This window comes from Kitasatospora aureofaciens (assembly GCF_019192735.1).
GTDB lineage: Bacteria > Actinomycetota > Actinomycetes > Streptomycetales > Streptomycetaceae > Kitasatospora > Kitasatospora aureofaciens_A.
This window is the reverse complement of the sequence record NZ_JAHTKP010000012.1, coordinates 167644-193272: the sequence shown is the minus strand read 5'-3', so window position 1 is coordinate 193272 and position 25629 is coordinate 167644. Positions and strand designations below refer to the sequence as shown.

The following is a 25629-nucleotide window of genomic DNA, read 5'->3' as shown; positions in this document are numbered from 1 at the left end:
TCCTCGCTAGTGTTATTTCAAAAGGAATCTCCAACCCCGATCAAGTGATCGAGGCCGGGGATGTCAACATATCTGGCGTTGACTTTTGGCACGCTGTTGAGTTCTCAAGGAACGGACACTTCCTTCGGACCGCCTTCCAGCGGGCCCTCCGGGCGCTTCGTTCTTTCGTGTTTCCAGCTTATCAGATGTTTTCCGCTCCGTTTTCCGGGGCTTCGTCATCCAACTCGCCGGTGTCTTCGGGGACTTGATGTCCCGTCCGACGTTTCAAACTCTAGCCGATCCCCGCTCCGAAAAGCGAATCCGGCCGCAATCCAATTAACCGCGCACGCCGAATACGCACCGAGCCGCGACAAGACGCGACCCAGCCCGAACCGGGAAGTGGTGTTTCAGAGGATTGGCCGCCCCGGGACCGTCCGCGCCAATGCGTGTCCGGTGCTCCCTGCCGAGCGACTAGAGAACACTACCCCTGTCCGATGCCGGAGGCAAACCGGCTCCGGAGACGATCCGCGTGCAGAGCGGGCGGCCGGCCTTCACGTACTCGCCGTTGGGGTGGTCGTTGCCGGTGACCCAGTGCCGGGCGGTGGCCTCGTCGCGGCCGCCGTCGCTGTGGCGGCGGAGCAGGCGCTCCTCGCGGAGGGCGTCGTCGGTCTCGACGTACCAAAGTTCGCGGAGCAGGCGGCGGGCGTCCGGCCAGGGGGTGTCGGTGGACGCGAGGTAGTTGCCCTCGGTGATGACGAGGCGGGCGTGCGGGCGGACGACATGGCGGGCGGCGACCGGTTCGTCGAGGGTGCGGTCGAAGTCGGGGACGTAGATGTCCTGGAAGCGGTCGATCGCGATCCGGCGGAGCAGGGCGACGTAGCCGTGGGCGTCGAAGGTCGCGGGTGCGCCCTTGCGGTGGGTGAGGCCGAGGCGGTCGAGCTGGGCGGCGGAGAGGTGGAAGCCGTCGAGCGGGACGTAGGCGGCGCTGCCGGGGCCCTCGGCCCGCTCCACCTCGGCGACCAGGTGCCGGGCCAGGGTGGACTTGCCGGCGCCGGGCGGGCCGGCAAGTCCGAGGATCGTGCGGGCGTTGCTGCCCGGGCCCCGGAGGAGTCCGAGGGCGAGGTCGGTGAGGCGGTCCTCGTTCATGGCCGCACCCTACTCACCGCCGGGCGCGGGCCTCACCGCTCGGCGAGGGCGGGCACGTCCAGGGTGAGGGTTCCGGCATCGGCGTCGAGCAGGGCAGGGACACCGAGCGGGACGGTCAGCGTGGACGGGCAGTGGCCGAAGCCCAGCTCCCAGATCACCGGTATGCCGAGCGGGCCGAAGCGGTCGAGCATGACCTCCCGGACGCGGTCGAGCCGTCCGCAGCCGTCCCAGGAGCCGAGCGCGATGCCGGCGACGCCGTCGAACGCGCCGGAGCGCAGGAACTGGGTGAGGAGCCGGTCGAGCTGGTACGGGTGCTCGTTGACGTCTTCCAGGATCAGGATGCTGCCGGCATAGGAGGGACGGGCGGCGGGCGTACCCCGCTCGGCCGCGAGGACGTGGACGCAGCCGCCCGCGGTGATGCCTCGGGCCCGGCCGGGGACGAGCGCGGTGGCGGTGGGTGAGGTGAGCACGGTGGTGGCCGCGGGCTCGAAGAGGGTGCGGCGCAGGTGCTCGGCGGTCGGTCCGTCGGTGATGAAGGAGCCTGCTGCGCTCATCGGCCCGTACAAGGTGGCGATGCCGAGCTTCTGGGCGAAGGCCTCGTGCAGGGAGGAGACGTCGCTGAAGCCGATCAGCACCTTGGGCGGGACGGCCCGCATGGCGTCCCAGTCGAGCAGGTCGACGATGCGGTGGACGCCGTAGCCGCCACGGGCGCAGATGACCGCGTCGACGGTGGGGTCCAGCCAGGCGGCCTGGAGGTCGGCGGCGCGGTCGGCGTCGGTGCCGGCGAGGTAGCCGAGGGTGGGGTGGGTGTCGAGGACGTGCGGGGCGACGGTGACCCTCAGGCCCCAGGAGCGCAGGATCGCGCAGCCGTCGGTGAGCCGCTGGGGGTCGATGGGGCCACTGGTGGCGACCACGACGATGTGGTCACCGGGGCGCAGGTGCGGCGGGCGGGTCAGCCCTCGGTCGGGCGTGGTCGGGTGCTGGTCCATGGGCCAAGTCGCCTTTCCGGGGTGACGGCGTGACGGTGACGGCGTGACGGTGACAGGGTGGCGGGGTCGCGGTGACGGGGTGCCGAGGTGACGGTGCGTCGGGTGATGCGGGCGGCCCCGGCGCTGCGGAGGCCGCCCGGTGACGATATGCCCTTGCGTCGACGGCCCGATGTCCGGGGACCGAAGATGCGGGGGAGGTTCTTCAGATCGCCCCCATCACGGCCCTGACCTCGGCGAGGGTGGCGTCAGCGACGGCGTTGGCGCGGTCGGGGTCGAGGCCGGCCGCGAGGTAGTCGAGGACGAGGTTCTCGGTGTGCTCGGCGAGCCGGTCGGCGATGTCCCGGTCGGTGATCACCAACGGCACCCCGAGCTCCACCAACCAGGACGCGGTGCTCGGCGGCGCGCTCTGGAAGACGCTCGGCGCGGTCAAGTCCGGTCAGGCGCAGCCGGTTTCGGACGAGACCTGGTTCCTCAGGCTCGGCGTCACTGCCGCCAACGTCGTACTCGCCGACCTCAAGGGCTTCGTCGCGCCCGGCACTTGAGCCGACACGCCCGGTAGGGGACGGATGGTGGAGCCGCCCGATCGGGGAAGCACGCAGGGAAATGCCGCTTGGAGCTGATCGCGCGGTGCGGCAGGATCGTCGGGACCGTCCCCCGAAGGGCCCGTGCCGATGACCTCGCTCCACTCCACCCCGACCGACCCCTCCCTGCCCGGCCCACCCGCGGACCACGCCCGGACCGCACCCCTGCCCGCCGCACGCTGCTCCATGGTGACGGCCGCCGACCCTGGCCCGGCCGGTCCGCCGCTGCCCGGCGCGGCCGGCGGTGCCCGCGACGACTCGGTGCCGCGCCCGCGCTGCGGCGCCGACGGTGACGACGCCGATGGGGGTGGCGCCGACAGGGGTGGCGGCGACGCGGCGGCGGCCGACACCGCGGGTGGCCGGACGACGGCCCGGCTGCGGGCCGCGCTCGCCGAACGGCTGCGGATCGCGTACGACCAGGGGCGCTCGATCAACGAGCTGGCCGCCGCCTGTCGGCGGCCGGCGTCGGAGGTGCACGCGCTGCTCAACGAGAGCGCTCCGGTCTACGAGAGCGCTCCGACCGGTCGGGCGAGTGGGTGGGCCGAGCACGGCGGGAGCGCCTACGCGCAGCCGGCCGGACCGGTGGACGGCGAGCCGTCCGTGCCGGTGTTGCGGGCCGTCCGCGAGAAGCTGCGGAGCACCGCGACCCGGCGCCCCTCGCCCTCACGTCGGCTGCGCCGGATGCACCCGCAGGCTGCCGCGACCGGGCAGGAGGCGGCCGAACGGGAGACGGCCGTCCAGAACGGGGGCGCAGCACAGGCCGGCGCTGTGCAGGACCGGACCGTACGGGGCGCGGGCATGAGGGACGCTGGCGCGCCGTCGGTGCCCGAACGGGTCGGCCATACCCGGACGGTGATGGCTCGACAGCCGTCCGAGGACCCCGAGGCGGCCCCCGCCGAGACGCCGCTCGGGATCCTGATCGGCGGCAGCCCGCACCAGGCCGAGGCGGTCGGCCGCCCGGAGGAGCGGGCGCCGATCCGGGTGGCCGCGGAGCCGGTCCGGATCGGGCGCGGCACCAGCCTGGTCGTGCTGCCCTCCTGGCGGCCTGCCATCGCCGTCTCGGTGCCGACCGAGCTGCTGCTGTCCGCCACCGGGCTCTCCTTCGAGCAACTGGCCGGCGCGCAGCTGACCGTGCTGATCAACCCCGGTGCGCTGCACGACCGGGAGTTGGACCTGCGCGGCTGGCAGGCCGGGCGCGGGCGGCGGGGCGGGCGGCCTTAGCGGTGGACGCCCTTGGCGGGGGCGGCCGGCCCTGACGCCGGACGTCAGCCGGCCACCGGGATGTTCGGGATGTAGCCGAGGTCGACGGGCGCCGGTTCGCGGCCGTCGACGACCCAGCCCGTCCGAACCGGGGCGAGCAGATCCGGGAGCCGGGGCGGCCAGAGCGCGTCGGCGTTCGGGTCGGCGAGGTCGGCCGGGGTCCACCAGCGCCAGTCGAGGATCCGGTCGGCGGCGTGCACAGCGCTGACGTCACCGACCGGACCGCGGTGCGGTCCGCGGGCGAGGTAGATGTGCTCGTGCTGGCGGACCGGGGTGCCGTGCCAGGTGAAGTCGTGTTCCCACGTGCAGAGCAGCGGGCCGGGTTCGAGGTCGGTCCACCCGGTCTCCTCCCAGAGTTCGCGGCGGGCACCGGTCCACGGGGTCTCGCCGGCCTCCAGCCCGCCGCCCGGCATCGTCCAGTGCACGCCGACCTCGGAGTTGTCCGAGCGGAGCAGGAACACCGAGCCGTCCTCGGCCAGGACCACCGTCCGGGCCGCCTGCCGGGGAACGCGTTTGCGGGGTCGCAGCAGTCGTCGCATCGGATCACTCTCGCAGCGCGCGGCCGGGGCCGTCGAGGTGATCCACGAAAAGGCGGCTGACCGGCACGGACGGTAGCCGTACCCTGACGCCCATGCCTGTACCCGCGATCATCTTCCCCTCCGACCCGTTCAACCCGCGCCGGCCCGACCCGCACTTCGCCTGGGAGGCCCGGCTGTTGCAGGAGTTGGGCGGCGAGCACCACCTGATCGACCACGACGCCCTGCTCGCCGGGCAGGCCGAGGAGGCGGTCCGGCGGGTGCCGCAGGGCAGCGGCCCGCTCTGGTACCGGGGGTGGATGATGCCGTCCGCGTCCTACGCCGCCTTCGGCGCCGCACTCGCCGGGCGCGGTGGGGAACTGCTCACCTCCGCGGCCGGCTACGCGACGGCGCACGAACTGCCCGGCTGGTACGGCGTGTTCGACGGGGCGACGCCGCCGAGCGTGTGGATTCCGTCGGCCGGAGCTGTGGCGCCCGGGCCGGAGGAGCTGGCGGAGGCCGTGGCCCGGCTGGGCGGGCACGGGCCGGCGATCGTCAAGGACTACGTGAAGTCGCGCAAGCACGAGTGGCACGAGGCCTGCTACGTCCCGGAGTTGGCCGATCTGGCAGCCGTCGGGCGGGTGGTGGCGCGGTTCGTCGAGCTGCAGGGCGAGTTCCTGGCCGGCGGGGTGGTGCTGCGCCGGTTCGAGGAGTTCGAGCGGGCTCCCGACGGTGACGCCGCCGCGGACGTACGGCCGGTGGAGGCCCGGGTCTGGTGGCTGGACGGCGAGCCGGTGCTGGTCGGGCCGCATCCGGACGCGCCGCACCACGAGGTCGATCCGGACCTGACCGGCGTCCGCTCGCTGGTCCGGACGCTCGGCTGCCGGTTCGTCACCACCGACCTCGCCAGCCGGGCCGACGGCTCCGGCTGGCGGGTGGTCGAGGTCGGTGACGGGCAGGTGAGCGACCTGCCGCGCGGGATCGACGCGTCCGGGCTGCTGTCCTCGCTGATCGCGGCCTGACGTCGGGCGCAGCCCGGGTTCCGGCCTACCCGGCGGCCACCGCCTCCTCGACGGCCGGGGCGTGCCCGTCCGCTCCGGCCACTCTGTCTGCGCCGTCCGCGCGGTCCGTTCCGTCCGCGATGAACGCGTGCCAGAGCCGGGCGTACGCCCCGCCCCGGGCGAGGAGTTCGGCGTGCGTGCCGTCCTCGACCACCCGGCCGTGGTCCAGCACCACGACCCGGTCGGCGCGTTCGGCGGTGGTGAGGCGGTGGGCGATCACCAGGGTGGTGCGCCCGCCGCTGAGCCGGTCCGCGGCGTGGTTGACCGCCGCCTCGGTGGCCAGGTCGAGCGCCGCGGTGGCCTCGTCGAGGAGCAGGATGTCCGGGTCGACCAGCTCGGCCCGGGCCAGGGCGATCAGCTGGCGCTGGCCCGCCGAGAGGTTGCGTCCACGGCCCGTCACCTCGTGGTCGTAGCCGCCCGACAGCCGGACGATCATGTCGTGCGCGCCGACCGCCCGGGCCGCCGCCTCCACCTCGGCCGCCGAGGCGTCGGGCCGGCCGTACGCGATCGCCTCGCGCACCGTGCCCGCGAACAGGTACGCCTCCTGCGGCACGACGCCCAGCCGGTGGCGGTACTGCGCGAGGTCGTACCGGGTGAGGTCGACCCCGTCCACCCGGACGGTGCCCTCGGTCGCGTCGTAGAACCGGGCGACCAGCTTCACCAGCGTCGACTTGCCGGCCCCGGTCTCGCCGACCAGGGCCACCGTCTGACCGGCGGGTATGTGCAGGTCCACACCGGTGAGCACGTCCGGGGCGCCGTCCGCGCCGCCGTTGTAGGCGAAGCCGACACCCTCGAAGGAGATCTCGCCGCGCAGCCCCTTCTCGACCGGCACCGGGTCGGCCGCCTCGGCGGTGGTGGTCGGGGTGCGCAGCAGCTCCCGGATCCGGCCGAGGCCGACCGAGGCCTGCTGGTAGCCGTCGAACACCTGGGAGAGCTGGTTCACCGGCGCGAAGAACAGGTCGATGTAGAGCAGGTAGGCGACCAGCGCACCGACCGTCAGGGTGCCGGCGTCGACCCGGGCGGCGCCGACGATCAGCACCAGCGCGGCGGCCACGCTGGAGAGGAACTGGACGAACGGGAAGTACAGCGAGATGTACAGCTGCGCCCGGACCCGGGCCTCCCGGTAGGCGACGCCCCGGGCGACGAAACGGTCGGTGTTGGCGTCCAGGCGGCGGAAGGCCTGGACGATCCGCATGCCGGCCACGTTCTCCTGCAGGTCGGCGTTGACGGTGCTGATGAGGTCCCGGGAGATCTCGTACTGGTCCCGGGACTTCTTGCGGAACACCAGGGTGGCGATCACCAGCAGCGGCAGCACCGCGAAGACCACCAGGGCCAGGCCGGCGTCGATGATCAGCAGGGCGGCGAAGATCCCGGCGAAGGTCAGCAGGCTGACCACGGCGGTGACCACGCCGGTCTGCAGGAAGGACGTCAGCGAGTCCAGGTCGGTGGTCATCCGGGTCATGATCCGGCCGGACAGCTCGCGCTCGTAGTAGTCCAGGCCGAGCCGGTTGAGGTGGGCGAAGATCCTGAGTCGGAGCGTGTAGAGCACGCGCTCGCCGGTGCGTCCGCTGACCCGGTTCTCGGCGCTCTGCACCAGCCAGTCCAGCAGGACGACCACGAGCGCGGCCAGCGCAGCGACGGCGACCCCGGACATCAGGGCCTTGCTGACGCCCTCGTCGATGCCGTGCCGGATCAGGACCGGCAGCACCAGGCCGGCGCCCGCGTCCAGGGCGACCAGCAGCAGGGCGAGGGTGAGCGGGGCGCGGAAGGGGCGCAGCAGGCGGCGGAGGGTGAAGTCCGGGTCGCCGGCCTCGGCCTCGGCGCGGGAGATGGCCGGGGTGTCGGTGGCGGGCGGGAGGGCGGCGACCTTGTCCAGCAGGTCGGGGTCGGCGGTGCGGGCCGCCTTGACCAGGGCGGGGGTGGGGAGGTCGGTCCTTGCCCGGTCGCCCGGTGTGTCTGCTTCGGGTGCGTCTGCGGCGGGAGTGTCCGATGCCGGTGCGTGTGCCGCCAAAGCGGCTGCGGTGGGCTGTGGGGCGGGCTGCTCGGCCTCGGAACGGCGGGGCGGCCGACCGGCCTCCGGGTCGGTGATCAGGGCCCGGTACTGGGAACAGCGGGCTTCGAGTTCCTCGTGGGTACCGATGTCCAGCAGCCGGCCGTGGTCGAGCACGGCGATCCGGTCGGCCAGTTGGAGCGTCGACCGGCGGTGGGCGATCAGCAACGTGGTGCGGCCGGCCATGACCGAGCGCAGCGCGTCGTGGATCTCCGCCTCGATCTGCGGGTCCACGGCGGAGGTCGCGTCGTCGAGCAGCAGGATCCGGGGGTCGGTGAGGATCGCCCGGGCCAGGGCTATGCGCTGGCGCTGGCCCCCGGACAAGGTCAGGCCCTGCTCGCCGACCTTGGTGTCGTAGCCGTCCGGCAGCTCGCGGACGAACTCGTCGGCCTGGGCTGCACGGGCCGCCGCGACGATCTGCTCGTCGGTGGCGTCGGGCCGGCCGTACGCGATGTTGGTGCGGACCGTCTCGGAGAACAGGAAGCTCTCCTCGGGGACGATGCCGACGGCCGCGCGGACCGAGTCGAGAGTGAGGTCGCGCAGGTCATAGCCGTAGAGGCGGACGGCGCCGGCCGTCGGGTCGTAGAACCGGGGCACCAGCTGGGCCACCGTCGACTTGCCGGAGCCTGAGGCGCCGACCAGGGCCAGGGTCTCGCCGGGGGCGAGGGCGAGGCTCAGGCCGTGCAGGACAGGTGAGGGGTGGTCGGGGTCGTAGCGGAACTCGACCTGGTCGAACTCCAGCGCCACGTCGGAGGTACGGGGGCCGACGGTGGTGGCCGGGCGGGTGCTGCCGTCCTCGGCCGTCCTGCCGTCCGGGGTTTCGGCCGTGCTGCCGTCCTCGGCTGTGCTGCCGCCCGGGGCGCTGGGGGCCTGGTCGGTGAAATCGAGGGTGCGCGCGTCCGGACGGTCCTGGACCAGCGGGCGCTCGTCGATCAGCTGGAGGACGCGCTCGACGCCCGCCCGGGCCTGCTGGCCGACGGTGATGACCATGGTGAGCATCCGCACCGGGCCGGTCATCTGGGCGACGTAGGTGGAGAAGGCGACGAAGGTGCCGAGCGAGACCTGCCCGTCGACGGCCAGCCAGCCGCCGAAGGCCATCACCGCTACCTGGGCGAGCGCGGGTATCGCCTGCATCGCCGGGTTGTAACGGGCGTTGAGCCGGATCGAGCGGAGGCGGGCGGCGAAGAGGTGCCGGGAGGCGCCCTCCAGCTTGTCCAGCTCCTGCGCCTCCTGGCCGAAGCCCTTGACCACGCGGACGCCGCCGATCGCCTCGTCCACCACGCCCGCGACGGCGGCGGCCTCCTGCTGGGCGGCCCAGGTCGACGGGAACAGGCGTTTGCGGCTGAGCACGGTGACCCACCACAGCGCCGGGGCCATCACCAGGGCGACCAGGGTGAGCGGCGGGGAGAGCCAGACCATCACGGCCAGCGACATGACGAACATCAGCAGGTAGCCGGTCATCATCGGCAGCATCGAGAGCAGACCGTTGATCAGCTGGAGGTCGGACGTCGCGCGGCCGACCACCTGTCCGGTGTCCAGCCGGTCCTGGCGGTGACCGTCGAGCCGGCCGAGCGAGCGGAACAGGTCGCTGCGCATGTCGTGCTGGACGTCGAGCGCGAGCTGGCCGCCGTAGTAGCGGCGCACCTGGGTGCAGCCGAAGACGGCGGCGGCGGCGAGCAGCAGCACCACCGCCCAGGGGCCGAGCGGGCGGGAGTGGGTGGTGATGACGTCGTCGATGATCAGCTTGGTGACCAGCGGTACCAGCGCGGTGACGGCCATGCCGACGAGCGAGGCGCCGAAGGCGAGCAGCAGGCTGCGGCGGGAGCGCAGGCAGTAGCCGATCAGGCGACGCAGCCAGCCGGCCGCTTCCGGGCTCGCCCCGGGGGCAGGTGGCCCGCTCGGGGATTGCTCCACCGTGGATCCGTGAGTCTCAGGCATATTTAGGGACACTAACCATTTCGTCGGGTCGCCGCCATACCGTTTTCCGGCCGGGACGGGCTGAGGACTGGCTCGACGCGAGGCCCCGTCCAGGCGCGACGCAATGCCCGGCCCAGGCTCCGGCGGACTGACCAACAGCCTGCGGCCTGCAGTGATTCCCGATCGGGTGTACGCGCCGAACCCGCCTGCCCCGTCCGCCACCAGGCTCGCCGACCGGAGGCCGGACGCCCACCGGCCACGGGGCCGGCGAGTGCCGTTCTTTGGACCTAGACCCGGGGTCGGGCTGGGCTCAGCTCCAGGCGGGGCGCGGCTGCAGGCGGGGCTCAGCTCCAGGCGGGGCTCAGCTCCAGGCGAACCGTACGGCTCAGGCGCGGGCGGACGCCGAGTCGGCCGCTGCCGAGAACGCGCCGTGGGCGAGGGTGTGCAGCAGTGCGGCCATGCCGTCGCGCTGGAGGCCGGGGCGCTCGCCGTGGGCCGGGTTCGGGCCGAGGCTGTGCGGGGTCGAGTTGATCAGGCCGAAGACGGCGTGCACCGCGGCCCGGGCGACCGGCTCGGCGGTGGGCCCGGCCAGCGGCGGGTAGGCCTGCCGGACCACATCCACCCAGAGCTCGACGTAGCCGCGCTGGAGCCGGCGGACGGTACGGCGATCCTCTTCCTTGAGGTTCAGCAGTTCCCGGTCGTGCAGGGTGATCAGGTCGCGGTCGTTGAGGGCGAAGTCGACGTGGCCGCTGATCAGCGCGTCCAGCGCGGCGGCCGGACCGTCGCCGCTGCCCGCCCGGCGCCGCCCCTCCTCCAGCAGGCGCTCGCTGATGCCGATCAGCAGGTCGGCGAGCATCGCGTCCTTCCCGGCGAAGTGCCGGTAGAGGCCGGGGCCGCTGATGCCGACGGCTTTGCCGATCTCGTCCACGCCGACGCCGAGGAAGCCCCGGGCGGCGAAGAGTCGCGCGGCCTCCCGGCGGATCTGGTCGCGGCGTGGGAGCGCGGAGGCTTCGGGGACGTTCGGCATGCTGCCCATCGTAGACAGTCGGGTTATCGGCCGTTAACCTGGGCACGTAAGTTAACGTTAATTAACGTGCGGGATCGTGGGCGCACCGAATCCGGCCGCCCGCCTACCTGGTGCCGAGGGCAAGGGAGCTCTTGGGAATGGTCATCTCAACCGCCGGCGTACCCACCGGCGTCCATGGCAGCGCAGCGCGCGGCAGCGCGGCGCCGGGGGCCGTACCGCCGGGAGCCGCCGCTCCCGCGCCCCGGCTCGGCACGGCCGTCGACCCGGCCTCCGAGGCCTACCGGTCCAACACCGAGGCGCACCGGGCGCTGGTCGCCGAGCTGCGCGAGAAGCTCGGTGCGGCCGCCCTCGGCGGTGGCGCCAAGGCCCGTGCCCGGCACACCGCGCGCGGCAAGCTCCTCCCCCGCGACCGCGTGGACACCCTGCTCGACCCGGCGTCGCCGTTCCTGGAGCTGGCTCCGCTGGCCGCCGACGGGATGTACGACGGCGCCGCGCCCGCGGCCGGGGTGATCGCGGGCATCGGCCGGGTCGCCGGGCGCGAGGTGGTGGTCGTCGCCAACGACGCCACCGTCAAGGGCGGCACCTACTACCCGATGACGGTCAAGAAGCACCTGCGCGCCCAGGAGGTCGCGCTGGAGAACCGCCTCCCCTGCATCTATCTGGTCGACTCCGGCGGCGCCTTCCTCCCGATGCAGGACGAGGTGTTCCCCGACCGCGACCACTTCGGCCGGATCTTCTACAACCAGGCCCGGCTCTCGGCCGCAGGCATCCCGCAGATCGCCGCCGTGCTCGGCTCCTGCACGGCCGGTGGCGCCTACGTCCCGGCGATGAGCGACCAGGCCGTCATCGTCCGCAACCAGGGCACGATCTTCCTGGGCGGGCCGCCGCTGGTGAAGGCCGCCACCGGCGAGGTGGTCACCGCCGAGGAACTGGGCGGCGGCGACCTCCACTCCCGGACCTCGGGCGTGACGGACCACCTGGCCGAGGACGACGCCCACGCCCTCTCCATCGTCCGCACGATCGTGGCCGGGCTCGGCCCGCGCCCCGCCAGGCCGTGGCCGCTCGCCTCGGTCGAGCCGCCGGCCGTGGACCCGGCCGGCCTGTACGGGGCCGTCCCGGTCGACCCGCGCACGCCCTACGACGTGCGCGAGGTGATCGCCCGACTGGTCGACGGCAGCCGGTTCGCCGAGTTCAAGGCCGAGTACGGCGCGACCCTCGTCACCGGCTTCGCCCGGATCCACGGCCACCCCGTCGGCATCGTCGCCAACAACGGCGTGCTGTTCTCCGAGTCCGCCCTCAAGGGCGCCCACTTCATCGAGTTGTGCGACCAGCGCGGCATCCCCCTCCTCTTCCTGCAGAACATCACCGGGTTCATGGTCGGCCGGCAGTACGAGGCGGGCGGCATCGCCAAGCACGGCGCCAAGATGGTCAACGCCGTCGCCTGCACCCGCGTCCCGAAGCTGACCGTGGTGATCGGCGGCTCGTACGGAGCCGGCAACTACTCGATGTGCGGCCGGGCCTACTCACCTCGCTTCCTGTGGATGTGGCCGGGCGCGAAGATCTCCGTGATGGGCGGCGAGCAGGCGGCCTCCGTTCTCGCCACCGTCCGCCGCGACCAGCTGGAGGCGCACGGCGAGGAGTGGCCGACCGAGGCGGAGGAGGAGTTCAAGCGCCCCGTCCGCGAGCAGTACGAGCGCCAGGGCAACGCCTACTACGCCACCGCCCGGCTCTGGGACGACGGCGTGATCGACCCGATGGACACCCGCACCGCGGTCGGCCTCGCCCTCACCGCCTGCGCCAACTCCCCGTTCCCGCCGCCCGCTCCGTACGGCGTCTTCCGCATGTGATTCCTCCCTTCCGGGTGTGACTCCCGCCGCGCCGGCCCGCCGCCCGGGCCGGCGCCCCACCCACCACCACCTCCTTCGTACGGCCCCCTCGACCCGGAGGAACGCCTCCCATGTTCGACACAGTTCTGGTCGCCAACCGCGGCGAGATCGCCCTCCGGGTAATTCGCACCCTGCGGCGACTCGGCGTGCGTTCGGTCGCCGTGTTCAGCGACGCGGACGCCGACGCCCCGCACGTCCGCGAGGCGGACGTCGCCGTGCGCCTCGGCCCGGCCGACCGCACCGACAGCTCGGCGGCCGCGACCTACCTGCGGACCGACCAGATCCTCGCCGCCGCCCGCCGCACCGGTGCCCAGGCCGTCCACCCCGGTTACGGCTTCCTCGCCGAGAACGCCGGCTTCGCCCGCGCCTGCTCGGACGCCGGCCTCGTCTTCATCGGACCTCCTCCCGGTGCGGTCGAGCTGATGGGTGACAAGATCAACGCCAAGGAAGCCGTCCGCGCCGCCGGTGTCCCGGTGGTCCCCGGCAGCCAGGCCACCGCGCCCACCGACGACGATCTCGTCGCCGCCGCCGACGAGATCGGCTACCCCGTCCTGCTCAAGCCGTCCGCCGGCGGTGGCGGCAAGGGCATGCGCCTCGTGCGGGACCGGGCCGACCTGCCCACCGAGATCGCCGCCGCCCGCCGCGTCGCCCGCACCGCCTTCGGTGACGACACCCTGCTGCTGGAACGCTGGGTCGACCGGCCCCGCCACATCGAGGTGCAGGTGCTCGCCGACGCCCACGGCACCACCATCCACCTCGGCGAGCGCGAGTGCAGCCTCCAGCGCCGCCATCAGAAACTGATCGAAGAGGCTCCCTCCGTTCTGCTCAACGCCGAGACGCGTGCCGCGATGGGCGCCGCGGCCGTCCGCGCCGCGGAGTCCTGCGGCTACACCGGGGCCGGCACCGTGGAGTTCATCGTCCCCGGCATCGACCCGGACTCCCCCGCCTCCGCCTCCACCGAGGGGGTGCGGGACTTCTTCTTCATGGAGATGAACACCCGTCTCCAGGTGGAACACCCCGTCACCGAACTCGCCATCGCCGTCGCCGACCCGGCCGGCGGCCGGCCCCGGCGGCTGGACCTGGTCGAGTGGCAGCTGCGGATCGCCGCGGGCGAGCGGCTCACCTTCGGTCAGTCCGACATCTCCTTCCTGGGCCACGCCATCGAGGCCCGGATCTGCGCCGAGGACCCGGAACGGGACTTCCTGCCCACCGGCGGGCGCATCCTGGTCCTCGACGAGCCTCAGGGCGAGGGCGTCCGAGTGGACTCCGGGGTCGCCCCCGGAACCGTCATCACCAGCGCCTACGACCCGATGCTCGCCAAGGTCATCGCGTACGGGCCCGACCGCCCGACCGCGCTCCGCCGCCTTCGCGCGGCGCTGGCCGACACCCGCATCCTGGGTGTCACCACCAACACCGGCTTCCTGCGACGACTGCTCGCACACCCCGAGGTCGTCGCCGGCCGACTGGACACCGGCCTGGTGGAACAGACGGCCCGGCAGCAGTCGGCCCTGCTGGCCTCACCGCACTCGCCGCACTCCCTGCACGCAACGGACGCGCCGCACTCAACGGCCGACGCGACCACCGCCGAAGATGCACCGGCATCTGCTCACCTCCTCTACTACGCGGCCGCCCTGGCGCGGCACGCCGACCTCACCCCGACCACCGACCCCGGCGGCTGGACCGACCCGTTCTCCCTCCCCTCCGGCTGGCGCCTCGGCGGCGCACCCGCCTGGACCACTCACCGACTCCGGACCCCCGGCCAGGACCCGGTCTCGGTGCGCATCCGTTCGATCACTGCAGGCAACGTAACGGACCCCACTGACATTCCCTCAAATGTCACCCTTGAGGTGGAAATCGGACTCGATCCCGGACCGGTCCACCGGGCCCGGGCGGTCCGGACCGGCGACCGGCTGCACCTCACCGTCAACGGCCTGCAGACCACCTTCGCGCTGGCCGTCGACGACTCTCCCGGGCTCGCCGCCGGCCCGGTGACCTGGCTCGGCGTCGAGGGCGACGCCTGGCCGCTGCACGCCTACGACGCGGTCGGCGAGAGCGCCGCCGCAGCCGGGGCGCACCACGGCGCACTCACCGCCCCGATGCCCGGCACCGTCACCGTCGTGAAGACGACGGCGGGCGAGACTGTCCGCAAGGGCCAGCCCCTGCTCGTCCTGGAGGCCATGAAGATGGAACACGTGATCGCCGCCCCGCACGACGGCGTCGTGAGCGAACTGCGGGCCACCGCCGGCGCCACCGTCGCGATGGAGGAGCTGCTGGTCGTGGTCACCCCGGCGGAAGACAGCGCCGAGCTGCCCGTCTCCGGGGACGCTCCCCCGACCGACGTGACCGACACGACCGACGCCGGCCCTGCCGAGGTGCGGTCATGACCGCCACCGCACCCGCCCACGAGCCCGACGCGCTCGACCTCGGCCTGCCGGACCCGGTCCGTGTGCCCGGCCTGCCCGAGGAGGTCCGGATCCACGAGGTCGGGCCGCGCGACGGGCTGCAGAACGAGAGCGCCCTGGTGCCCGTCGAGGTGAAGGCCGAGTTCATCGCCCGGCTCGCCGCGGCCGGGCTGCGGACCGTCGAAGCGACCAGCTTCGTTCACCCGAAGTGGGTACCGCAGCTGGCCGACGCCGAGGACCTGGTGCCCCGGCTCGCCGGTCTGCCCGAGCGTCACCCCGGGCTGCGGCTGCCGGTACTGGTGCCCAACGAGCGCGGCCTCGACCGCGCGCTCGCCCACCACGCCACCGACATCGCGGTGTTCGCCAGCGCCACGGAGACCTTCGCGCGGCGCAACCTCAACCGCTCGGCGGACGAGGCGATGGCGATGTTCCGCCCCGTCGTCGAGCGGGCCGCCGAGGCCGGGGTCGCCGTCCGCGGCTACCTGTCGATGTGCTTCGGCGACCCGTGGGAGGGTCCCGTCCCGATCTCCCAGGTGGTCGGATACGGCGTGCAGCTGCTGGAGATGGGCTGCGCCGAGCTGAGCCTCGGCGACACCATCGGGGTGGCCACCCCGGGCCAGGTCGGCGCGCTGCTCACGGCCTTCGCGAAGGCGGGCGTGCCGGCCGAGCGGCTCGCCGTCCACTTCCACGACACCTACGGCCAGGCGCTCAGCAACACCCTGGCGGCGCTGCGCGAAGGCGTCACCACCGTGGACGCCTCGGCGGGCGGCCTGGGCGGCTGCCCGTACGCCAAGAGCGCCACCGGCAACCTCGCCACCGAGGACCTGGTGTGGATGCTGCACGGCCTCGGCATCCGGACCGGAGTCGACCTGCGCGCGCTGGTCGCCACCAGCGGCTGGATGGCCGAGCGCCTCGGCCGCCCGAGCCCGTCCCGCACCGTCCAGGCGCTGCTCGGCGCCGCCCGGGGCTGACCGCCCCCGCGCCGTCCCACACCTCTCCCTCATTTCCACAAGACCACACCGTGCGACCGTCACACCATCGGACGGACGCCGGTCGTCCCGCTCACGCCCGCGGCCACCCCGGCCGGGCGGCCCCAGGAGGAACACCGTGTTCGATCACCGGCTGAACAGCGAGTACGAGGAACTGCGGCGCACTGTCGCCGAGTTCGCCCACGACGTGGTGGCGCCGAAGATCGGCGAGTTCTACGAGCGGGAGGAGTTCCCGTACGAGATCGTCCGCGAGATGGGGCGGATGGGCCTGTTCGGCCTGCCCTTCCCCGAGGAGTACGGCGGCATGGGCGGCGACTACTTCGCGCTCGGCCTCGCCCTTGAGGAGCTCGCCCGGGTCGACTCCTCGGTGGCGATCACCCTGGAGGCGGCGGTCTCGCTCGGCGCGATGCCGATCTACCGGTTCGGGACGGAGGAGCAGAAGCGCGAGTGGCTGCCCCGGCTCACCTCCGGCGAACTCCTCGGCGCCTTCGGCCTGACCGAGCCCGAGGGCGGCTCGGACGCCGGTGCGACCCGTACGACGGCCCGCTACGACGAGGCCACCGACGAGTGGGTCATCAACGGGACCAAGTGCTTCATCACCAACTCCGGTACGGACATCACCGGCCTGGTCACCGTCACCGCGCTCACGGAACCGATCGCTCGTTCGAGTGAAGAGGGCGAATTCCGCTCGCCAACGCGTGAGATCTCTTCCATCATCGTGCCCACCGGGACCCCGGGGTTCCAGGTGTCGAAGAAGTACTCGAAGGTCGGGTGGAATGCATCCGACACCCGCGAACTGTCCTTTACCGACTGCCGCGTTCCCGCGGCCAACCTGCTGGGCGAGCGTGGCCGAGGCTACGCCCAGTTCCTGCGGATCCTCGACGAGGGCCGCATCGCGATCGCAGCCCTGGCCACCGGCCTGGCCCAGGGGTGCGTCGACGAGTCCGTCACGTACGCCGCCACGCGCCGGGCCTTCGGCCGGCCGATCGGTGCCAACCAGGCCATCCAGTTCAAGCTTGCCGACATGGAGCTGCGCGCCCACACCTCCCGCCTGGCCTGGCGGGACGCCGCCTCCCGGCTGCTGCACGGCGAACCGTTCAAGAAGGAGGCCGCAATCGCGAAGCTGTACTCGTCGGAGGCCGCCGTCGACAACGCGCGCGAGGCGACCCAGATCCACGGCGGGTACGGCTTCATGAACGAATTCCCGGTCGCCCGTTTCTGGCGCGACTGCAAGATTCTCGAAATCGGGGAGGGCACGTCGGAAGTTCAGCGCATGCTCATCGCCCGAGAGTTGGGCGTCACGTCCTGAATCGCGCCCTGCGGGGGTAACGCCTGCCCCCGCAGGGGCGGTTGGGGGCGGGCGGCAACGAACTGGGCGTCGGCGGAGTCGGCGCCAGGGTAGTCGGCGTCGGCGGAGTCGGCGTCAGGGGATGACGATCACCGGGCGGTTGGCGCGGCGCGCCAGCCGGCCGGAGACCGAACCGAAGATCTTGCCGAGCAGGCCATGCGTCGTGCCGACGACGATGGCGTCGGCGGCGTACTCCCGGCCGACCTCCTCGATCTCGTGGCAGATGTCGCCGCCGCGCTCGACCAGGATCCAGGGCACTCCGGCGAGGAAGTCGGCACAGGCGAGTTCCAGGCCGAGGACCTCGGTCCGGTGGTCGGGGAGATCGACGAAGACGGGAGGTTCACAGCCCGCCCAGACCGTGGCGGGCAGCCGGTTGGCGACGTGCACGATCACCAGGCCGCACTGCGAGCGGCGGGCCATGCCCACCGCGTAGGCGAGGGCGCGCTCGCTCGACAGCGAGCCGTCGAAACCGACGACCACGCCGTGCTGGAAGGCGGGGTCGCAGGGGCGGCCGGGCTCGTCCCGGACGGTCGGCTCGGTGTGTGCGCCGGGCAGGCCGGACGTCTCCGGGCGGTCGGCGCCCGGGCCCACGCGGCCCGTCACCGGGGGCTCCGTGCGTTCGACCGCGGGCTCGCCACGCCGCTGGCGGGGGCCGGGGCGGCCACGGCGGCCGATGTTGCGCAGCGTGCGCGCGAATGCCTGGGCGCCGCCGTGCGCGGGTTCGCGGGCGCCTGCTGCACGACCGAGTTCTGCGCGGCCGACATCGGTACAGCCGGCGTCTGCGCGGGCCGCGTCTCCTCCGGTCGCGGGGCCCGTGCTGCGGGGCGCGTCCGGTTCAACCGGTCGGGAGAACTCAAAACCAGCCATGGCTCACGGCTCTTCGCGGGAGAGGGGCCGACAGGAGAGGACAACGCTGCCCGGGGAGCAGGCCCGCCCACGGGATGACGTCGGTCTGCGCCGCCCAGCACCGTATGTGACCTGTTCCCTTCAGAGTACGACGGGCATGAGGCCCAGCCCAGCGGCAAAGCCTCGGGGCGCCGTTGTTCCCGCGAAAGGAGGATGCGCCCGCCGAGGCAGTGCGCCCCGCCCGCAGGCCGTCGCGCCCCCTCCGGAAAGGAGGTTCCCTGGAGCTTGACTGAGCGGGCCGGACGACGCAACAGGCCCACCGGACACCGTGACCGGACTGTCATTGATCGGCGACGATCCGTTGCAGCCCGTCGCGTCCTGTCACATCCCGCCAGACCCACCTGACGTGCCCCGACCCGCGAGTGCACCCGGTGCCGGCACCCGTTTCAGCCAACTCGTACGGGTTCGCGACGCACTCTGGCATTTGCCAGGTGCATAGGCGCGAGCGCTGGCACCATGCTCGGCATGCCCCTGCTCCTGTTCGACCTCGACAACACGCTGCTCCCCAGGGACGCCGCTTTCCGGGCCTGGGCGCAGGACTTCCTGTCCGAACGCGACCTGCCGCCCGGCGATGTCGAGTGGTTCGTCACCCTGGACGGTGGCGGCTACGTGCCGCGCAGCACCGTACTGTCAGCCGTCCGGCGCCGCTATGGGCTGGACATCTCTTCCGATGACCTGCTCACCCACTACCGACGCGGCATCAACTCGCACATCCACTGCCCGTCCCGCCATATCGACGCGCTGCAGGCGGCGCGGGCGGCCGGGTGGACGCTCGGCATCGTCAGCAACGGCGGGACGGGGCCGCAGCTGGAGAAGATCCGCCGGACCGGGCTCGGGCCGCTGGTCGACGGCTGGGTCATCTCCGAGGAGGCCTCCTGCGTCAAGCCGGACCCGCTGATCTTCGAGATAGCCGCCCAGCGCTGTGGCATCGCGCCCACCGGGGACTGGGCCACGCACACCTGGATGGTCGGGGACCACGCGCCCGCCGACATCGCCGGGGCGGAACTGGCGGGCCTGCGAAGCGTCTGGCTGCACCACGGCCGGCCCTGGGCCGAGAGCGGTTACCGGCCGACGCTGAAGGCCGCCGGTCTGCCGGAGGCCGTCGGGCAGGTGCTCGCCGCGCGCAATGCGCCGTCGCCCCGGCCGGGCATCCGCGCGGGCGGCCCGGCCCGGCGGCGGGCGGGGGCCGCCCAGGCCCGTACGCCGGGCGCGACGGCGGGCGTGACGGCGCTCGTGGGCGCGCGGTCCGGCGTGCGGTCGGCGGTGACCGCCCCGGCGGGGCCGTATGCGCCTGTTCCTGTGAACGTCGGGACGGCCGGCGCCCTGGGGTCCGGAACGGGTTCGACTGTCCGAAACCGTTCCGGCGAGCTTGCGGTCGCGGAGGAGTACACGGGTACGAGCACAGGGGCGGCAATGAGCCTCGCAGAACCGTCCGCCGTCGAGCCCCCAACGGCCCTGCACGCCGCGGCCGGTGGGCCCGCGCGGACCAGGTTCGCGGTGGCACTGAAGGTCGAACCGGCGGCAGCGGCCCAGTAGGGCCACTGGGCCGAGGTCAGCCGCTCGCCGAGGTGCGGGTCCACCAGCAGGTGTGCCGCTGCACGGTGAACCCGAGCTTGCGGTAGAGCGGTTCGCCGAGGGCGGTGGCGACCAGGGTGGCCGGACGGTCGGGGTGCGCGGCGGCGAGGGCGGTCTCCACCACCGCGCGCGCCACACCCTGGCCGCGGTACAGGGGCAGGGTGGCGACCCAGTACACCCCGGTGGCCTCACCGTCGTCGTACGTCAGGCAGGCGCCCGCTGTGGTGCCGTCGACACGGCCCAGCCAGGCGCGGCAGCCCGGTTCTCCCAGCAGCCGTTCCGGGAGTGCGCCGCCACGGGTCCAGGGCTGCTGGGCGGGCCGCGGGAAGCCGTCGACGATCGCGCGCTCGACCTCGGCGAAGGTGTCGCCGTCGCACGCCTCATCGACCGTCAGGGAGTCGCCGTCCGGCGCCTCGGAGACGAAGGGGAGGGTGCGTGTCCCGCCTTCGACCGGTCCGGTCTCACGGGTCATCACCGGCATGAGCGGCATGCGGGTGGCGCCGAAGTGGGTCAGGTCGAGGCCGCCGTACGGGTCCTCCAGCGTGAAGCGGACGGTCGACCAAGCCTTCAGGACGTCCGCCAACTCCTGGTCCAACGCGGCCGGTTCGGCGTACGGGCGGGTGACCAGCAGGCGGTGCGAGTCGTCCGGGGTGCGGGCGCAGCGGACGGCCGTGAAACCGGGCCGGGTGCGGGACTGCCAACCGTGGGCCCGGGCTTGGGCGAGCCAGAAGGCGGCGGCGTTGTCGTTGGCCTGTTCGAGCCGGCGGTGAGCGTTCACCGCACGACCGTAACCCGGGGCTGCGCACCGCTCTCCGCCCGCCCCGGCCCTGGCCGGATGAAGCCAGGGCGGCGCACATCCCCGTTTCGTGCGCCCTCTCGTGCACCGCCGATTTTCGGTCAATTTCAGGCCGGTCCCTCCCCCTTGGGCAAAGCCGCAGCCCAGACCTGCCGGCCGGGTGCCCCGAACCCGGACACCCCAGGACCGGTCCCGCGACAACCAGCCACCGTTGCACGGGCCCTCTTCCCAGAAGGGTCGACGGGTGCCACGCTTCGTGATCGAATGCATCACGCCAAATTGCCATGTCGACATAGCGTCGGATGGTGAACTTGTCACAACGGCAACGGTCCACCCGATAGATTTCGATCTTGGCTAGCAGTGCCGCACCACCCACACCACACCACCGAGGGGGCTTGAGCGCCTTGAGCAGGGTGAGCAGGAGCGACGCGGGTCCTGACAGCGGCCAGGCGGTGGCCGGCATCGCGGGTCGGACCGCGAGAAGCACTGGCACCTCCGCGATCGCCGCCACCACCCGCACCTCCGGCACCGCTTCGCACCCCTCCTACCCCGCAGGGCCCACCTCGCCCACCGCCCCCTCGGCCGCCTCCGGCGTCCCCTCCTACGCCGCGGCCGCGGAGCACAGCGGACCGTCCGTCAGCCGAGGCACCGTCAACTCCGCCCTGGGCTACGGCGCCGACTACCCCGCCCACTCCGGCGGACCCGGCCTGCCCCTCGGCGCCGGCAACCCGGGCGCCACCGGCTCGCTCGGCGGCCTCGGCCTGGGCGTCGGCCCCGTGCCCGGCCCGGCCGGGCACGGCGGCCCGCACTCCGGTTCGCACGGCAACACGCACACCACCACGCACAGCAGTACACACAACGGCGGGCCCGGCAGCACGCACAACGGCGGCCCCGGCGCCAACGGCTCCGCGACCCCCGCGATGGCCGCCGTGCCCCGCAAGCTGTCCGGCCGGCGGCGCCGCGAGACCGTCGCGGTGCTCATCTTCGGCGGCGCCCCGATCTTCGAGAGCTCGATCCCGCTCTCCGTCTTCGGGGTCGACCGCCAGGACGCCGGGGTGCCGCGCTACCGACTGCTGGTCTGCGCCGGGGAGGAGGGCCCCCTCGCCACCACCGGCGGCCTGACCCTCTCCGCCCCGTACGGCCTGGAGGCCCTGGCCCGGGCCGGCACGATCGTCGTACCGGCCTGGCGCTCGATCTCGCAGCCGCCCCCGGTCGAGGCGATCACCGCCCTGCGCAAGGCCCACCACGAGGGCGCGCGGATCATCGGACTCTGCACCGGCGCGTTCGTGCTCGCCGCCGCCGGCCTCCTGGACGGCCGCCCGGCGACCACCCACTGGATGTACGCGCCGACCCTGGCCAAGCGTTACCCGCGGGTGCACGTCGACCCGCGCGAACTCTTCGTCGACGACGGCGATGTGCTGACCTCGGCCGGCACCGCCGCCGGCATCGACCTCTGCCTGCACGTCGTGCGCAGCGACCACGGCGCCGAGGCCGCCAACGCGCTCGCCCGCCGGCTGGTGGTGCCGAGCCGTCGCAGCGGCGGCGGACAGGCCCAGTACATCGATCAGTCTTTACCGGAAGAGATCGGCAACGACCCGCTGGCCGAGGTGGTCACCTGGGCGCTGGAGAACCTCAACCAGCAGTTCGACGTCGAGGTGCTGGCGGCCCGCGCCTACATGAGCCGGCGCACCTTCGACCGGCGGTTCCGCACGCTCACCGGCAGCGCGCCGCTGCAGTGGCTGATCACCCAGCGGGTGCTCCAGGCGCAGCGGCTGCTGGAGACGTCGGAGCTGTCGGTGGACGACGTCGCGCGCCGGTGCGGGTTCCGTTCGCCGGTGGCGCTGCGCGGGCACTTCCGCCGCCAGCTCGGGGTGTCGCCGGCCGCTTACCGGACCAGCTACCGGGCGCGTCGCCCCGGGCCGCAGTCGGCCGGTCCGGCCGGACCGCACGGCGGCGACGTCCGGCTGCCCGGCGCGCTGCCGCACGCGGCTGCCGCCGCAGCGGCCGCGACGGCGGGCGGGGCGGTGTTCGGCGGGGCGCACGGCCCGCAGTCGGCGCACCCGTTCCCGGCCGCAGCCGGCGGTCCGGTGCAGCCCGCCCAACACGGCCAGCACGCGCAGCACAGCCAGCACGGCCAGGCGGCGGCGCACGGGCAGCCCGGCGCGTTCGGCGCCGGTCCGAACGGTCAGACCGGTCCGCAGGCCCAGCAGGCGTACCACGCGCGCGCCGGGCAGGCGTACCCGCACCAGCAGGCCGCCCAGCAGCCGCACCCCGGGCAGCAGGGTGCGGCGCGCGGTCCGGCGCGGCCGCCGCTGGTGCCGTCGCAGGCCGGCCCCGGGGCGGGCCGCCCGCCGCGCACCGCCGAGCACGCGGCGGCCGAGGACGGCCACCCGCAGCCCGGCGCACGCGGTCAGGGCCAGGGCCACCGGAGCGCGGTCGAACGGCCGACGGACGACCCGGGTGCCGCCGCGGCCGGAGCCGCTCGCGGTCATGGCACGGCCGCCGGCCGGGTACCGGCGCCGCCCGCCGGACAGCCCGCGCCCGGCGCCGGCGAGGTCCGGGCGCGCCAGGCCCGGGTGCCGCAGGCCCGTCCCCAGGGCGGGCGCGCGGCGGCCGACGGCGCTCGCGCGGCACGGGAGGCCCGGACCGCCCGGGACGGCCACCCGGTACGCCCGGGCCGGGAGGGCGACCACGGCGATCTCGGCGCCCACGGCGACCACGCGGACGGCCTCGGCCAGGACGAGCACGCCGCCGAGGCCTGTGCCCCGGCGCCCCGCTCGGCTCCACCGGTCCCCGCGGCGCGTGATCGCGCCGTAGGGTGAGTGGCGTGAATGACCGTTTGGTATGGATCGACTGTGAAATGACCGGCCTCGACCTCGACCGGGACGCCCTGGTCGAGGTCGCGGCACTGGTGACGGACTCCGAGCTGAACATCCTCGGCGAGGGCATCGACGTCATCATCCGCCCGCCCGCGGAGGCGCTGGCGAACATGCCCGAGGTGGTGCGCGCGATGCACACCGCCTCCGGGCTGCTCGACGAGCTCGACAACGGCGTGACGCTCGCCGAGGCCGAGGCGCGGGTGCTCGCGTACGTGCGCCAGCACGTGCCGGAGGCCGGCAGGACGCCGCTGTGCGGGAACTCGGTGGCCACCGACCGCGGCTTCCTCGCCCGGGACATGCCCGCCCTGGAGGGACACCTGCACTACCGGATCGTGGACGTCTCCTCGATCAAGGAGCTGGCCCGCCGCTGGTACCCGAAGGCGTACTACAACAGCCCGCAGAAGGGCGGCAACCACCGGGCGCTCGCCGACATCCGCGAGAGCATCGACGAACTGCGGTACTACCGCGAGGCGGTGTTCGTCCCGCAGCCCGGCCCGGACACCGACACCGCGCGCGCCATCGCCGAGAAGTACCAGGCCGCGGCGGACTGACCTCCGGGGCCGGGTGGGATCCAGGGGGGTGCCCGCGTTCGTCCGATCGAAACCCTGGCGCGAGCACCCTCTCGGATCCTGTACAGTTCTTCCTGTCGGAACGGGAACGCGAAGCGCGGGAACGGGCCGGACAGATGGTGGGCGTAGCTCAGTTGGTAGAGCACCTGGTTGTGGTCCAGGTGGCCGCGGGTTCGAGTCCCGTCGCTCACCCCAGAGCCTGAGGGGCCGATCTCTTCAAGAGATCGGCCCCTCAGGCGTTTTCGCATTCCCTCACATCGGCGCTGCAGCGGACGGCTTCGGGCGGCAGGCCTGTCGCCAGAAGCTACCGAGCAGTAACATTGCCGCCATGACGACACCTTCGATCGGCCAGTTGCTCGACTCCACCGTGCCGATGGCGCGCACCCTCAAGCTGGAGTACCTGGAGACCACCCCGGACCGCGCCGTGCTCCGGCTGCCCGACCAGCCCGATTACCACAACCACGTCGGCGGGCCGCACGCCGGCGCGATGTTCACCCTCGCCGAATCCGCCAGCGGCTGCATCGTGCTCGCCGCCTTCGGCGACCAGCTCTCGCGCGCCGTGCCGCTGGCCGTGAACGCCGAGATCGCCTACAAGAAGCTCGCCATGGGCGAGGTCACCGCCACCGCCGTGCTCGGCCGCCCGGCCACCGAGGTCGTCGCCGAACTGGACGGGGGCGGACGCCCCGAGTTCCCCGTCACCGTCGAGATCACCCGCGCCGACGGTGCGGTCACCGGTGTGATGACGGTCACCTGGACCCTGCGTCCCAACTCCTGACCGCCGGACGGCCGGTGGCCCCGGAACGCCGTTCCCCGGGGCCACCGGCGCGATGACTGTCCGTGACGACGGGCGTGACCTCACGCCCCGTCCGCTCGTTCTCAACTCACGTGCGAGCCAATCACGCGACCAAGCCCCAGGAGCCCGCCCCCCGCGGCCGGTGGCTCCCCCACCCCCGCGCCGTCGCGGCCGGCGGAGCACTTCTCGCACAACTCTGGGGCATCGGCGCCACCGGCGCGTACGCGGCAGCCGTCGACCCGCCGTCGGCACCTTCCTCGGCCACCGTCCGCCGCGCCCTGCACGGCGGGTCCGGGCACGACGGGTCCGGCCACGACGGGCAGTCAGCCGGACGAACCGGCGAACCCCTGCACACACCTGCTCCGACCACCGCGCCCGGGCTGGTCGGGGAACTCACCGGGTCCGTGGGGTCCGCGGGACCCGTCGGCCCGGTCGGCAGCGGACTTCAGGACCGGATCCGGGCCGGCGGCCTGCCACTGCCCGGCCAGCGGGCGGCCGTCCCCGACGCCTTCGCACTCGCCTCCGGGCTGCTGGGCTCCGTGCCCGCCCAGGCCCGCCCCGCCGAGACGCGCGCCTCCCGGGACGGTGAGCCCACCGGGCCGCCGGCTGTCGTTGCCCAGGGCAGGACCGGGACCAGGGCCGCGCGCCCCACAAGCTCCGCGACGGCCGGCCGGCGGACTGAGCCGGCCGCAACTCCCCCGGCCCGGGCGGCGGAGACGGGCGCGCCGGCCGAGCCCGGTCGAGCGGGCACCGGAGGCGGCGCGCCGGCGGCCGTCGCTCCCGCACCCGGCGCGCCCGCGACGCCCAAGACCATCGCGCTCGCCGACACCGCCACCGTGACGGCCTCGGCGGACGGCTCCGGGACGGCCACCGCCGTCCTCGCCCCCATCGCCGCCGGCCTCCTGCTCACCGGTGCGGCGATGTGGAAACACCGCGGACTGCCGCGCGGGCACTGAACGGG

At 73.6% G+C, this 25629-nt stretch carries 19 protein-coding genes, 1 tRNA gene and 1 pseudogene; 13 read left to right on the top strand and 8 right to left on the bottom strand.

Translation table 11 applies throughout. From position 1 onward, the window contains the following. Positions 1-450 precede the first annotated feature (450 nt). The 3 genes from KV557_RS15740 to KV557_RS15730 all read right to left on the bottom strand — a co-directional run bounded on the left by KV557_RS15740 (position 451) and on the right by KV557_RS15730 (position 2469). On the bottom strand, positions 451-1125 hold the full coding sequence (locus tag KV557_RS15740) for a nucleoside/nucleotide kinase family protein (RefSeq protein ID WP_218200557.1): 675 nt from the start codon (positions 1123-1125) through the stop codon (positions 451-453). Between the two features lie 32 nt (positions 1126-1157). After that, positions 1158-2114 carry a S66 peptidase family protein gene (locus tag KV557_RS15735; protein WP_218200555.1) on the bottom strand — a complete coding sequence of 319 codons (957 nt, stop codon included), beginning with the start codon at positions 2112-2114 and terminating at the stop codon, positions 1158-1160. Between the two features lie 202 nt (positions 2115-2316). After that, entirely contained in the window at positions 2317-2469 is a 153-nt protein-coding gene (locus KV557_RS15730; protein WP_218200614.1) for a hypothetical protein, read from the bottom strand. Here KV557_RS15730 and KV557_RS15725 point away from each other — a divergent pair. Both KV557_RS15725 and KV557_RS15720 read left to right on the top strand, forming a co-directional pair. Further along, complete coding sequence (locus KV557_RS15725; protein ID WP_374106632.1) at positions 2462-2656, top strand: hypothetical protein; 195 nt, start codon at positions 2462-2464, stop codon at positions 2654-2656. The two genes, KV557_RS15730 and KV557_RS15725, sit on opposite strands and share 8 nt — an antisense overlap. Positions 2657-2785: 129 nt before the next feature. Further along, positions 2786-3916: a helix-turn-helix domain-containing protein gene (locus KV557_RS15720; RefSeq protein WP_218200551.1), complete on the top strand. Its 1131-nt coding sequence runs from the start codon at positions 2786-2788 to the stop codon at positions 3914-3916. Between the two features lie 44 nt (positions 3917-3960). On the opposite strand, the gene KV557_RS15715 is transcribed toward KV557_RS15720, so the two are convergent. Beyond that, positions 3961-4494, bottom strand: coding sequence for an NUDIX hydrolase (locus tag KV557_RS15715; RefSeq protein ID WP_218200548.1), 534 nt, complete (start codon positions 4492-4494; stop codon positions 3961-3963). Between the two features lie 92 nt (positions 4495-4586). On the opposite strand from KV557_RS15715, the gene KV557_RS15710 reads away from it, so the two are divergent. Continuing rightward, positions 4587-5492, top strand: a complete 906-nt coding sequence (locus KV557_RS15710; protein ID WP_218200546.1) for an ATP-grasp domain-containing protein — start codon at positions 4587-4589, stop codon at positions 5490-5492. A 25-nt stretch (positions 5493-5517) separates the two neighbouring features. Here KV557_RS15710 and KV557_RS15705 read toward each other — a convergent pair whose 3' ends face one another. Together KV557_RS15705 and KV557_RS15700 are read right to left on the bottom strand one after the other, a co-directional pair. After that, positions 5518-9519 carry an ABC transporter ATP-binding protein gene (locus KV557_RS15705; protein WP_218200543.1) on the bottom strand — a complete coding sequence of 1334 codons (4002 nt, stop codon included), beginning with the start codon at positions 9517-9519 and terminating at the stop codon, positions 5518-5520. Positions 9520-9883: 364 nt separating this feature from the next. Continuing rightward, the gene (locus KV557_RS15700) at positions 9884-10525 is read right to left on the bottom strand and encodes an SACE_7040 family transcriptional regulator (RefSeq protein WP_218200541.1); all 642 of its coding nucleotides are present in this window, start codon (positions 10523-10525) and stop codon (positions 9884-9886) included. Positions 10526-10662: 137 nt separating this feature from the next. Here KV557_RS15700 and KV557_RS15695 point away from each other — a divergent pair, with 137 nt between their 5' ends. The 4 genes from KV557_RS15695 to KV557_RS15680 all read left to right on the top strand — a co-directional run bounded on the left by KV557_RS15695 (position 10663) and on the right by KV557_RS15680 (position 17111). Then, entirely contained in the window at positions 10663-12372 is a 1710-nt protein-coding gene (locus KV557_RS15695; RefSeq protein WP_218200539.1) for a carboxyl transferase domain-containing protein, read from the top strand. Positions 12373-12482: 110 nt separating this feature from the next. Next, positions 12483-14795, top strand: coding sequence for an ATP-binding protein (locus KV557_RS15690; protein ID WP_218200538.1), 2313 nt, complete (start codon positions 12483-12485; stop codon positions 14793-14795). After that, a complete protein-coding gene (locus KV557_RS15685; protein ID WP_218200537.1) occupies positions 14792-15784 on the top strand; it encodes a hydroxymethylglutaryl-CoA lyase in 993 nt (330 codons plus the stop codon). Before KV557_RS15690 ends, KV557_RS15685 begins: the two co-directional genes overlap by 4 nt. Before the next feature lie 136 nt (positions 15785-15920). Continuing rightward, complete coding sequence (locus tag KV557_RS15680) at positions 15921-17111, top strand: acyl-CoA dehydrogenase family protein (RefSeq protein WP_218200535.1); 1191 nt, start codon at positions 15921-15923, stop codon at positions 17109-17111. A gap of 114 nt (positions 17112-17225) precedes the next feature. Here the strand turns inward: KV557_RS15680 and KV557_RS15675 are convergent, their stop codons facing one another. After that, the gene (locus KV557_RS15675) at positions 17226-17705 is read right to left on the bottom strand and encodes a universal stress protein (RefSeq protein ID WP_256177468.1); all 480 of its coding nucleotides are present in this window, start codon (positions 17703-17705) and stop codon (positions 17226-17228) included. An 816-nt stretch (positions 17706-18521) separates the two neighbouring features. On the opposite strand from KV557_RS15675, the gene KV557_RS15670 reads away from it, so the two are divergent. Then, entirely contained in the window at positions 18522-19592 is a 1071-nt protein-coding gene (locus tag KV557_RS15670; protein ID WP_218200533.1) for an HAD family hydrolase, read from the top strand. A 16-nt stretch (positions 19593-19608) separates the two neighbouring features. On the opposite strand, the gene KV557_RS44455 is transcribed toward KV557_RS15670, so the two are convergent. Next, complete coding sequence (locus KV557_RS44455) at positions 19609-20409, bottom strand: GNAT family N-acetyltransferase (RefSeq protein ID WP_218200531.1); 801 nt, start codon at positions 20407-20409, stop codon at positions 19609-19611. Positions 20410-21347: 938 nt separating this feature from the next. On the opposite strand from KV557_RS44455, the pseudogene KV557_RS15660 reads away from it, so the two are divergent. From KV557_RS15660 to KV557_RS15640, 5 genes and pseudogenes are all read left to right on the top strand, one after another. Beyond that, positions 21348-22343, top strand: a pseudogene (locus tag KV557_RS15660) (helix-turn-helix domain-containing protein); the annotation flags it as partial. A 911-nt stretch (positions 22344-23254) separates the two neighbouring features. After that, positions 23255-23857, top strand: a complete 603-nt coding sequence (gene orn, locus KV557_RS15655; protein ID WP_218200530.1) for an oligoribonuclease — start codon at positions 23255-23257, stop codon at positions 23855-23857. A gap of 137 nt (positions 23858-23994) precedes the next feature. After that, positions 23995-24070, top strand: a tRNA-His gene (locus KV557_RS15650). Between the two features lie 133 nt (positions 24071-24203). Further along, positions 24204-24650, top strand: coding sequence for a DUF4442 domain-containing protein (locus KV557_RS15645; protein ID WP_218200528.1), 447 nt, complete (start codon positions 24204-24206; stop codon positions 24648-24650). Between the two features lie 110 nt (positions 24651-24760). Beyond that, positions 24761-25624: a hypothetical protein gene (locus tag KV557_RS15640; protein WP_218200526.1), complete on the top strand. Its 864-nt coding sequence runs from the start codon at positions 24761-24763 to the stop codon at positions 25622-25624. Positions 25625-25629: the final 5 nt, after the last annotated feature.